Source organism: Niallia sp. WK069_GA_01 (genome assembly GCF_983173855.1).
In genome coordinates, this window is sequence record NZ_OZ470138.1 from 1963918 (window position 1) to 1975155 (window position 11238).

Genomic DNA, 11238 nt, shown 5'->3' on the forward strand with positions numbered 1-11238 from the left:
TTATACATGTTTTTAATTAGTAAATTTTTCGTCTCATGTTTTTTAAAAGACAGGCTATGATAAGGTTAGAGCTTTAAAATGCTAGTTTTCAAAATTGAAAGGTGGGTTTATTATGTTAGACTTTACCTGGAAAGTTTTTTCTCAAACAGGTAATATTGATACTTATCTACTCTTTAAAGAATTAGAAAAGGATAATCATGAAATACCAGGTACTCAAGATGAGGAACTAGCAAATATTGATTTCCCCATCTCATAGAACTGTCTCTTATTCGAGGTTGTTCAAAAAAACTTTGGGAAAAATAGCTGTCGGATTTTTCGTCCGTTTCGTTTAGCAGATCTATAGTGATTAAAGTATCTCTAGCTAAGCTAAGTACGTTCGATTTTTGTGTAATGCTGGATGCGTTGTACTTGGAGAACATCCAGTTTCGAAGCGGACAATTTCTTTGATTTCTCAAGTTTATGCCCTCTTTTTTGAACAAGCGTAAATAGGGATGGTGAGCTTTGATGCTAGAAAAATGTGAAGGCATCGTATTAAAAACAATTAATTATAGCGAAACAAATAAAATTGTCACATTATATACCCGCGAATGGGGGAAGGTTGGCGTAATGGCTAGAGGCGCTAAGAAAACGAATAGCAGGCTTTCTGCTGTTACGCAGCCTTTTACATATGGATCCTATTTAATACAAAGGAGCAGCGGTCTAGGACTGATGCAGCAAGGTGAAATGATTACTAGCATGCGCTCGTTAAAAGAAGATATTTTTTTAACGGCATATGCTAGTTTTATTGTAGAGATTACTGATAAATGTGTGGATGAAAAAAAACCTAATCCGTATCAATTCGAATTGCTGTTACAAACATTGCAATATATGAACGAGGGATATGATGCAGAGGTATTAGCATTTATCTATGAAATGAAAATGTTGAATGTCCTTGGTTTATATCCGATTCTGGATAAATGCAGTGTATGTGGAGCAGTGGATGGTCATTTTTCTTTTTCCATCCGAGAAGGCGGCTTAATTTGTCACCGATGTTTAGAAAAAGATCCTTACCATTTTAAGATTTCTCAGTCAACAGTAAAATTATTGCGGATTTTTTATTATTTTGATTTGGCAAGACTCGGCAATATTTCGATTAAGGAAGATACAAAAAAAGAGTTGAATATGATAATATCAGCATATTATGAAGAGTATTCAGGCTTATATTTAAAAACGAAGAAATTTCTTAACTCGATAAAAGATTTTGGAAAGCAATTTGAGTAAGAGGTTGACAATAGATTTTTTTTTCGTTACTATTCAGTTAATAAAATAGTTGTGTTGAAAAGAAAGTAGTACTTAATCCCCTTTTGTTTAAGCGAGCCTAGGATAGTGAAAGCTAGGTGCAAGAGCATTAAGGAAGGCGTTCATGGAGCAACTTAACGGAAAGTGGCTGTAATTTTGCAGCAAATAGGGTGGAACCGCGGGTTAACTCTCGTCCCTATGCTATAAAAGCATAGGGGCGGGAGTTTTTTGTTTTTTCATCTTATTTGATAAGAAAAAGAAGCCCTTATGCTAGTAATAATGTACCTATTTTTGGAGGTGGAGTTAAGCAATGAATATTCAAAATATGATTTTAACGTTGCAAAAACATTGGTCGGAATACGGATGTATTCTTATGCAAGCATACGATGTGGAAAAAGGCGCCGGAACGATGAGTCCTTATACTTTCTTAAGGGCAATAGGGCCAGAACCTTGGAATGTTGCTTATGTAGAGCCATCTAGAAGACCGGCAGATGGAAGATACGGAGAGAACCCAAACCGCTTATATCAGCATCATCAATTTCAAGTGATCATGAAGCCATCACCGGATAATATTCAGGAATTATATTTGGACTCTTTAAAAGCATTAGGAATCAATCCGTTGGAACATGATATTCGTTTTGTAGAAGATAATTGGGAAAATCCTTCATTAGGCTGTGCAGGTCTTGGTTGGGAAGTTTGGTTAGATGGAATGGAAATTACTCAATTCACTTATTTTCAACAAGTTGGCGGGTTAGAATGCAAACCTGTTTCAGTTGAAATAACGTACGGAATTGAAAGACTTGCATCCTATATTCAAGATAAAGAAAACGTTTTTGAATTAGAATGGACAGATGGTTTTACAGTAAAGGATATTTTTTATCAGCCGGAATATGAACATAGTAAATATACATTTGAAACTTCAGATCCTGATATGCTTTTTAACTTATTTTCCATTTATGAAAAAGAAGCACATCGACAAATGGATGAAGGACTGGTTCATCCTGCCTATGATTATGTATTAAAATGCTCTCATGTTTTTAATCTTCTTGATGCTAGAGGTGCAATTTCTGTAACGGAAAGAACAGGGTATATTGGAAGATGCCGTAATTTGGCTCGCAAGGTTGCGAAAACATTTTATGAAGAACGAGAGAAGCTAGGTTTCCCAATTTTAAAAAGCAAGGAGGTTAAATAACATGAGCAAACGAGACTTGTTATTAGAAATTGGTTTAGAAGAAATGCCAGCGCGTTTTGTGACTAGCAGTATGAATGCATTAAAAGATAAAGTCGAAGCATGGCTGAATGAAAAGCAATTAGCATACAAAGCTATTCAAGCTTTTTCGACACCAAGAAGATTGGCTGTGCTTGTTAGTGAGTTGGAAGAAGCACAAAAAGATGTGGAAGAAGAAGCAAAAGGACCAGCAAAAAAAATTGCTCTGAATGAAAAAGGCGAGTGGTCAAAAGCAGCTGCTGGATTTACAAGAGGCCAGCAAATGACAGTAGAAGATATTTTCTTTAAAGAAATTAACGGCGTTGAATATGCACATGTCAAAAAATTTATTAAAGGGCAAGCAACAAAAGAGCTGTTAGTAGAATTAAAGGAAATTATTTTAAGCTTGAACTTTCCAAAAAATATGCGATGGGCAAATAATGATCTGCGCTACATTCGTCCAATCAAATGGCTTGTTGCATTATTTGGAGAAGAGATCATTCCGTTTAGCATTACCAATGTTACTACTGGGAATACTTCATTAGGGCATCGGTTCCTTGGAGGAGAAATTACATTTGAGCATCCAAGTGATTATGAAAAAATATTATTGAGCCAATTTGTTGTGGCAAATGCAGCAGAACGAAAAAAGGCGATTGTTTCCCAGATTAAAAAATTAGAAGAAGAAAATAACTGGGTTATTCCAGTAGATGAAGATTTATTGGAAGAAGTAACAAATCTTGTAGAATACCCAACTGCGTTATTTGGGAAGTTTGAAGAATCATTTCTAGACTTGCCGAACGAAGTGCTTATTACCAGCATGAAGGAGCATCAACGTTATTTTCCAGTGAAATCTTCTCAAGGTGAATTGCTGCCGTTTTTTGTAACGGTGAGAAATGGCGATCATCAGCATTTAGAAAAAGTAGCAAAAGGAAACGAAAAAGTGTTGCGTGCACGACTTGCTGATGCTGCATTTTTCTATAAAGAGGACCAAAAATTACAGATTGAAACATTATTAGAGAAACTCCAATTCATTGTTTATCACGAGGAAATTGGTACGTTGGCAGAGAAAGTGGATCGGGTTCGTTCATTAACAAATAAATTAACAGTGATGCTGCAATTTAATGAAGAAGAAAAGCGAAATGCATCAAGGGCAGCACAAATTGCCAAGTTCGACCTTGTTACAAATATGGTCTATGAATTCCCAGAATTACAAGGATTAATGGGAGAAAAATATGCCCTTCAAAAAGGGGAAAAAACTGAAGTTGCTAAAGCAATAAACGAACATTATATGCCTCGTCATGCAGATGATCATACAGCGCCAAGCAAGGAAGGAGCAGTACTTTCCATTGCAGAAAAGTTAGATACAATTGTTTCGTTCTTCAGTATCGGTCTTATTCCAACAGGTTCTCAAGATCCTTATGCATTAAGAAGACAGGCTACAGGCATTGTGCAAACATTAAGGGATAAAGATTGGAACTTGCTATTAGAAGAGCTTGTAAAGCTGACAATCAGCAACTGTACAAATTCCTTTAAAGTTTCTGAAGAAGAGCTATATCAAAATATTATTGCTTTCTTTAAACTGCGTATTAAACATATTCTGCAAGAAGAAGGAATTCGTTATGATCTAATCGAAGCAGTTCTTGGAAATGAAGTCGGGAATATTGCCAGTTTAATAAGAAGAGCGCAAGTACTAGAAGCACATAAAGAAGAAAAAGATTTTAAAGAAGGCATGGAAGCGTTAAGCCGTGTTATAAATATTTCTAATAAAGCAGTTGTAGCAGGGGAAGTGGAACAAAGCTTGTTTGAAAATGAACAAGAATCTTCGTTATATGATAGCTACTTATCTGTAAAAGAACAATTAGAGAAAACCAATAATGAAGAAGATGCTTTCCAGCTGCTATTCTCTTTAAAAGAAAATATTACACATTATTTTGATCATACGATGGTAATGGCAAAAGAGGAAAAACTGAAAGAAAATCGTTTGAATCAAATGGTGAAGTTGGCGGAAATAATAAAGTCGTTTGCTAATGTAAATGAAGTAATTGTCAAGTAGTGCAGGAAAATAACCCATAACTAGGAAAATACTCTCTTGAACAAAGCTTTCACTAAATAATATATTTTTAGTGAAAGCTTTCAGCATGCCATCTTTATTTTTTTATAATAGGCAGCATACTAGAGTGTAAAATACTCCTCTTAATTTTTTATTACCGTTTTTCTTTTTTTGTGATGGCTCATGCTACTTGTACAGCAGTCATTCCTTTATGATGAAGGTGGTGAATAAAAAATAGAACTAAATAATAGGCAAAACGAGATTTTAAAAATTGTAAAAGAAAATGGCCCAATAACGGGTGAACAGATTGCTGATAAATTATCTTTAACGAGAGCAACCTTACGTCCTGATCTTGCCATTTTAACAATGGCGGGTTTTTTAGATGCAAGACCTAGAGTTGGTTATTTTTATACTGGAAAAACTTCGGCGCAATTATTAACGGAAAATATTCAAAAGTTATTAGTGAAGGATTATTATTCCAAACCTGTAGTGGTGAAAGAGAATACATCTGTTTATGATGCGATTGTTACCATGTTTACAGAAGATGTTGGAACTGTGTTTGTAGTAGATAATCAGGACATTTTAGTGGGAGTTGTCTCACGAAAGGATTTTTTACGTGCAAGCATTGGAAAACAAGATTTAACAGCCCTGCCTGTTACTATTATGATGACAAGGATGCCAAATATTACATTTTGTTGCTTAGAGGACTTATTAGTGAATGTTGGCAAAAAATTAATCGAAAGAGAAATTGACGCCCTTCCTGTTGTGAAAAAATCAGAAAAAGGTCTTGTTGTAATAGGAAGAGTGACAAAAACAAATCTTACAAAAGCATTAGTTGTCCTTGCAGAAAAACGATTGTAGAAGAGGGGGAAGCAATAGATGGAAGAAAAACAAATTATTTATGTTGTGTCTGATTCCGTAGGGGAGACGGCAGAACTAGTTACGAAAGCAGCAATCAGCCAATTTTCAGGCATTAATGTAAATGTCCTGATAAAAAGATTTCCATTCGTAGAAGATTTATCCAATATTCATGAGGTTGTTCTCCAAGCTAAATTAGAAAATGGAATGATTGCATATACGCTTGTTAAGCCTGAAATGAGAGAATATATGAGTGAATTGGCAAGAGACGCTGGAGTATATGCTTGTGATATTATTGGTCCAATTATTGATCAGTTTCAAATGCTTTGGGGCAAAACACCTTTATTTCAACCAGGACTTGTACGAAAACTAGATGATGATTATTATAAAAAAGTTGAGGCAATTGAATTTGCAGTTAAATACGATGATGGAAGAGATCCGAGAGGTTTGGAAAAAGCAGATATTATATTGATTGGTGTATCAAGAACATCCAAAACACCACTTTCGCAGTTTCTTGCGCATAAAAGGCTGAAGGTTGCCAATGTTCCTATTGTCCCAGAAGTAGATCCTCCAAGAGAACTTTTTCAGCTGCCTGCAAGCAAATGCTTCGGTCTAAAAATCAGTCCGAAAAAATTGAATAATATTCGAAAAGAACGTTTAATTTCTTTAGGTTTAAGTGATAGTGCAAGCTATGCTAAAATCGAACGGATTCAGGATGAAATTAAATACTTCGATCGAATTGTTAATCGTATTGGCTGTCCTGTTATTGATGTGACCAACAAAGCAGTAGAAGAAACGGCTAATATTATTTTTAATTTATACCATCGAACAAAACATAATTCTTAATTTTTTATTAAAGTGCGTGTTCAAAAAAGAGGATAAAAAGGACCAAGAAGTTCGAGGCGGCTTAACTTTGAGTATCGGAACGTATGCTGTTAATACGTGAGAAGCGGAAAAGTAAGCTAACGAAGAAATTCGATGTGTCATTTTTACCGGACTTTTTGAACAACCTATCAAAGATAAAAAATATGACTTTGTCTAACAGGACAAGGTCTTTCTATTGTCGCAGGTATTCTTTGGACTTATTTTTTTTACTATTTTTATAAAATGTGCGTATAATTATGAAGTCTAGATGTAGTAAGTATCTTTTTAGAGAGAAAATGATGGAAATTCTTATGTTTATGCACTATAATAAAAAATTGTGATAAAAAATATCATATTTAGGTTTAGAGTTGATTAATTACGAATAAACTATTTATTGTTAGAAGTCAAGAAAATGAGATAAAAAAAATTCGACAATACTTCTTTTATTGAAAAAAAATTTGGAAGAAGGAATATGTGGAGTGATGTAGAATAAGTAGTACAATAGGGAAACATACCATCTATGTTGACGCCGATTCCTGTCCAGTTAAGCAGGAAATTGTCGAAATTACTAAAAGTTATTGTTTCGAACTATTATTTATTGCCTCTTATGCTCATATGAAAAGTGAACAAGATGGTGCAAATTGGAAATTTGTAGATAGTAGCAAAGAAGCAGTTGATTTATTTATTATGAATAAAGTAAAACAACAGGATGTTGTTATCACACAGGATATTGGTTTAGCTTCTACTCTTTTGGTAAAAGGGGTGTATGTTCTATCTCCAAGGGGAAAGGTTATAGAAGAGAAGGACATCCATACTGCTTTAGATTTGCGCTATTTATCTGCTAAAGCGAGAAGAAGAGGTATTTATGGGAAAGGGCCAAAACCATTTACTGATGACGATCGCCAACGATTCAAGAGAAATTTAATGAGGATTTTGTCGAAAATTGAAGGAGAATAACAATTCATGTCGAATACCTCTATATAGGCAAGTTTAGTTTATAGGGAGATGGCTTAAATGGCAGGGCTAATTCCTGAAGAAAAAATAAATGAAATAAAACAAGCAATTGACATTGTGGATGTTATTGGTGAGCATGTTCAATTAACAAAACAAGGACGTAATTTTTTAGGATTATGTCCGTTTCATGGGGAAAAAACTCCATCATTTTCTGTTTCACCGGAAAAACAAATATTTCACTGTTTTGGTTGTCATGCTGGTGGAAATGTATTCTCGTTTTTGATGGATTTAGAAGGCTATTCTTTTCAAGAAGTCACCGCTAAATTAGCAAAAAGAGCAAATGTTGATCTTGGTATGGAATTAACTGATGTTGAACAGAAAAAAAGTATACCAGATGATTTACAGCAGATGTTGGATGCTCATGATTTGTTAACTAAATTTTATCATCATTTATTAGTAAATACAAAGGATGGTCAACATGCTTTAGAATATTTACTGAATCGAGGCTTTACCATCCCTATTATTGAGAAGTTCCAAATTGGCTGCTCACTGCAAACTTGGGATTTGGCAGTAAAGTTTTTAGGGAAAAGAAAATATGATGTTACATGGATGGAAAAAGCAGGGTTAATCATTAAAAGCGAAAAGGAAAATAAGTATTTTGATCGTTTTAGAGATCGAATTATCTTTCCTATAATGGATCGCAATGGTCGTACAATTGCTTTTTCAGGGCGAGCATTAGGGGATGCACATCCCAAATACCTTAACAGTCCTGAAACACCAATTTTTAATAAAAGCAGTACACTTTATAATTTTCATATGGCGAGGCAGAACATTCGAAAGCATCAACATGCCGTTCTTTTTGAAGGGTTTGCCGATTGTATTGCTGCTTCGAGGTCAGGAATAGAAAATGGTGTCGCAACTATGGGTACTTCTTTAACAGATGAGCACATAGGTCTTTTAAAGAGGAATGCCCAAACAGTTACGATTTGTTATGATTCAGATTCTGCTGGAATTGAAGCAGCATATCGTGCAGGGCAGCTTTTAACGAAAGCAAATTGCTCTGTTAAAGTAGTTTTATTACCAGATGGAATGGACCCTGATGATTTTGTCAATAAATTTGGGGAACAAAAATTACAGCATGAAATTTTTCATAATAGTATTTCTTATATGAGTTTTAAGCTAATTTATTATCGGAGAGGTAAAAATCTTCAAAATGAAGGAGATAAGCTCAAGTATATAGAAGAAGTACTAGGAGAAATTGCTAAACTTGATAAGGCTGTTGAAAAAGACATTTATATAAGACAGCTTGCCTCTGAGTTTTCGATCTCTTTAGAAGCACTTATACAGCAGGAGAAGCAGCTTGCTGATTCTTTACAAAGAAATAATTCAAATAAAAGCATTAGTGCACCTGTAAAGCAATATAGTGTAAGAAAACCAGTAAAAAATTTATTGCCTGCGTTTCATACTGCAGAAAGAAGACTGCTTGCGCATATGCTGAAAAGTGAAGATATTGCTTTTAAAGTGCAGGAGTTTCTGCAGGGGAAAACATTTAATATTGATGAACATCAAGCAATATTTACGTATCTGCTAGCTTATTATGAAAAAGGGCAGAGCTCAGATACAAGTTCATTTATTAACTTCATTACGGATAATGAATTAAAGCGAATGGTAGTAGACATTGAGATGATGAACCTCAATGAAGAAATAAATGATCAAGAATTAATGGATTACATGAAACAAATGTTGAATTATGAAAAGATCATGCAAATAAAAGAAAAAAAGACATTGCAAAAAGAAGCTGAACGGCAGCAGGACTATGTGAAAGCCGCTCAAATTGGCATGGAAGTTCTGCAGTTGGAAAAAGCACTAAAATAATAGATATGGATTAGTCTTGATTTTTTGGAAGGAGGGGGACATATGGCTGAAAAGTCAGCCCGTTCAAAAACGGTTGAAACGGAATTGACCCTTGATCAGGTAAAGGAACAGATAACAGCGGTCGGTAAAAAAACAGGTGTATTAGCATATGATGATATTGCTGAAAAATTAGCTAGCTTTGAATTAGATTCCCATCAAATGGATGAGTTTTATGAGTTTTTAGGAGATCAAGGTGTCGACTTAATTGGAGATACGGAAGATGAAGCTCCTAATGTACAAGAACTTGCTAAAGGGGAAGAAGAATTCGATTTAAATGATTTAAGTGTTCCTCCGGGTGTGAAAATAAACGATCCGGTCAGAATGTATTTAAAAGAAATCGGCAGAGTTGATTTATTATCTGCAGCAGAAGAAATCAATTTGGCGAAACGTATTGAAAAAGGGGACGAAGAAGCAAAACGCCGCCTTGCAGAAGCCAATTTACGTTTAGTTGTCAGTATTGCCAAAAGGTATGTAGGACGCGGAATGATGTTCCTAGATCTTATTCAAGAAGGTAATATGGGCTTAATAAAAGCTGTTGAAAAATTTGATTACATCAAAGGATATAAATTTAGTACGTATGCTACTTGGTGGATTCGCCAAGCAATTACACGAGCAATAGCAGACCAAGCAAGAACGATTCGTATACCCGTTCATATGGTTGAAACGATAAATAAATTAATTCGTGTTCAACGTCAACTGCTTCAGGATTTAGGCCGTGAACCTACGCCTGAAGAAATTGGAGAAGATATGGATTTAACTCCAGATAAAGTAAGAGAAATTCTTAAAATTGCTCAAGAGCCAGTATCTTTGGAAACACCAATTGGGGAAGAAGACGATTCGCATTTAGGTGACTTCATTGAAGACCAAGATGCTACCTCTCCTTCAGAGCATGCTGCTTATGAATTATTAAAAGAACAGCTAGAGGATGTTTTGGATACCTTAACTGATCGCGAAGAAAATGTATTACGACTTCGTTTTGGCCTAGATGATGGCCGTACACGCACACTTGAAGAAGTCGGCAAAGTATTTGGCGTAACACGAGAGCGAATTCGTCAAATTGAAGCAAAAGCTTTAAGAAAGCTAAGACATCCAAGCAGAAGTAAACGATTAAAAGATTTCTTAGAGTAAGAAATCGTAGTACCTTGTTCAGTCCGTAAGAAAAATATATTTTTGCTTCCGAATGCGTTTGACACTTTCAGAAGCCCAATATGTTTTTTTAAAGGGCTGGGAGCTGGCCGATAAGCAGATAAAAAGGAAAATCGACTCTAAGCGCGTTCATTTCATTTTATCGAAGCTTATCGGTCGCTAGTAATCCGTCAAGCTTCAGAAAAATTCATCATTCTTAATTGTAGGAATATTTTTCGCAACGTTAAAGAGACGGATTGTATAGAAATAGTTTACTTCTTACAATAGAAGTAGCTATTTCTTTTTTTTATGAAAAAGGAAATCTTCTCAAAAATCATGTCTGCTTTTTTGAAAAAATAGTACATACTATCTTGCCATTGCCTTCATCATAATTCAGGACGTGAAAAAATGGATGATAATAGAAAAAAAGTGATTATTAAAGAAATTGTTTATTGGAAAGAAAATCGTATGCTCCCAGAACATTATTGTGATTATTTATTATCCCTATATACAGAAGGAAATCAACCAATACAAGAAGGAACGAAAAAAGCGAAGCATAAATACAGCGGACTTTTTTTATTATTCATTCCTGCAACAATAGTTTTATTATATTTTACTGAATTGTCTTTCATTTTGCAAATAGCTATTTCCCTAATTTTTCTAACTTTTTGTATAGCGGGCATTTATTTTTATAGGCATAAAAACAGTGCGGTTGATATACCTGCCGCTGTGGCGGCATTGATTGTATTACTAGCAAGTGTATATGTGATTTTCTATTTTTTTTCACATAATTTTAATTATGTATCGATTGTTTTATGTATTAATTGTGTTATTTGGTTTGTTTTTGGGAAAAAATATAAATTATTATATTTTACGATTTCTTCCATAATAGGATTTGTAATAATAGGTTGTTTGTTTCTAATCAAAATAGTATAACTTGTATAAATCCTTTCGCTAGTTTGCTGTGCAATAAGAACTTTTTCTAGTA

At 34.5% G+C, this 11238-nt stretch carries 10 protein-coding genes and 1 other annotated feature; all 10 genes read left to right on the forward strand.

The window, feature by feature from the left end; all coding sequences use genetic code 11:
- The first annotated feature begins 112 nt into the window (after window positions 1–112).
- The 10 genes from AC5LWL_RS09225 (at window position 113) to AC5LWL_RS09270 (ending at window position 11186) form a co-directional block, all read left to right on the forward strand.
- Complete coding sequence (locus AC5LWL_RS09225; protein WP_493434039.1) at window positions 113–256, forward strand: YqzL family protein; 144 nt, start codon at window positions 113–115, stop codon at window positions 254–256.
- A gap of 248 nt (window positions 257–504) precedes the next feature.
- Window positions 505–1260: a DNA repair protein RecO gene (gene recO, locus AC5LWL_RS09230; RefSeq protein WP_493434040.1), complete on the forward strand. Its 756-nt coding sequence runs from the start codon at window positions 505–507 to the stop codon at window positions 1258–1260.
- Window positions 1261–1305: 45 nt separating this feature from the next.
- Window positions 1306–1479, forward strand: a binding site (T-box leader).
- Window positions 1480–1588: 109 nt separating this feature from the next.
- On the forward strand, window positions 1589–2470 hold the full coding sequence (gene glyQ, locus AC5LWL_RS09235; protein ID WP_493434041.1) for a glycine--tRNA ligase subunit alpha: 882 nt from the start codon (window positions 1589–1591) through the stop codon (window positions 2468–2470).
- Window position 2471: 1 nt separating this feature from the next.
- Window positions 2472–4538, forward strand: coding sequence for a glycine--tRNA ligase subunit beta (glyS, locus tag AC5LWL_RS09240; protein WP_493434042.1), 2067 nt, complete (start codon window positions 2472–2474; stop codon window positions 4536–4538).
- Window positions 4539–4769: 231 nt separating this feature from the next.
- The gene (gene ccpN / locus AC5LWL_RS09245; RefSeq protein ID WP_493436576.1) at window positions 4770–5396 is read left to right on the forward strand and encodes a transcriptional regulator CcpN; all 627 of its coding nucleotides are present in this window, start codon (window positions 4770–4772) and stop codon (window positions 5394–5396) included.
- A gap of 18 nt (window positions 5397–5414) precedes the next feature.
- Entirely contained in the window at window positions 5415–6239 is an 825-nt protein-coding gene (locus AC5LWL_RS09250; RefSeq protein ID WP_493434043.1) for a pyruvate, water dikinase regulatory protein, read from the forward strand.
- Between the two features lie 582 nt (window positions 6240–6821).
- Window positions 6822–7214, forward strand: coding sequence for a YaiI/YqxD family protein (locus tag AC5LWL_RS09255; protein WP_493436577.1), 393 nt, complete (start codon window positions 6822–6824; stop codon window positions 7212–7214).
- A gap of 57 nt (window positions 7215–7271) precedes the next feature.
- Window positions 7272–9086, forward strand: a complete 1815-nt coding sequence (gene dnaG, locus AC5LWL_RS09260; protein WP_493434044.1) for a DNA primase — start codon at window positions 7272–7274, stop codon at window positions 9084–9086.
- Between the two features lie 42 nt (window positions 9087–9128).
- Window positions 9129–10253: an RNA polymerase sigma factor RpoD gene (gene rpoD / locus AC5LWL_RS09265; protein WP_493434045.1), complete on the forward strand. Its 1125-nt coding sequence runs from the start codon at window positions 9129–9131 to the stop codon at window positions 10251–10253.
- 405 nt (window positions 10254–10658) lie between these two features.
- Window positions 10659–11186: a hypothetical protein gene (locus AC5LWL_RS09270; RefSeq protein WP_493434046.1), complete on the forward strand. Its 528-nt coding sequence runs from the start codon at window positions 10659–10661 to the stop codon at window positions 11184–11186.
- Window positions 11187–11238 lie beyond the last annotated feature (52 nt).

Coding starts and splice junctions, on each gene's coding strand:
- AC5LWL_RS09225 (WP_493434039.1), top strand. CDS start 113: ATGTTAGACTTTACCTGGAAAGTTTTTTCTCAAACAGGTAATATTGAT.
- recO (WP_493434040.1), top strand. CDS start 505: ATGCTAGAAAAATGTGAAGGCATCGTATTAAAAACAATTAATTATAGC.
- glyQ (WP_493434041.1), top strand. CDS start 1,589: ATGAATATTCAAAATATGATTTTAACGTTGCAAAAACATTGGTCGGAA.
- glyS (WP_493434042.1), top strand. CDS start 2,472: ATGAGCAAACGAGACTTGTTATTAGAAATTGGTTTAGAAGAAATGCCA.
- AC5LWL_RS09250 (WP_493434043.1), top strand. CDS start 5,415: ATGGAAGAAAAACAAATTATTTATGTTGTGTCTGATTCCGTAGGGGAG.
- dnaG (WP_493434044.1), top strand. CDS start 7,272: ATGGCAGGGCTAATTCCTGAAGAAAAAATAAATGAAATAAAACAAGCA.
- rpoD (WP_493434045.1), top strand. CDS start 9,129: ATGGCTGAAAAGTCAGCCCGTTCAAAAACGGTTGAAACGGAATTGACC.
- AC5LWL_RS09270 (WP_493434046.1), top strand. CDS start 10,659: ATGGATGATAATAGAAAAAAAGTGATTATTAAAGAAATTGTTTATTGG.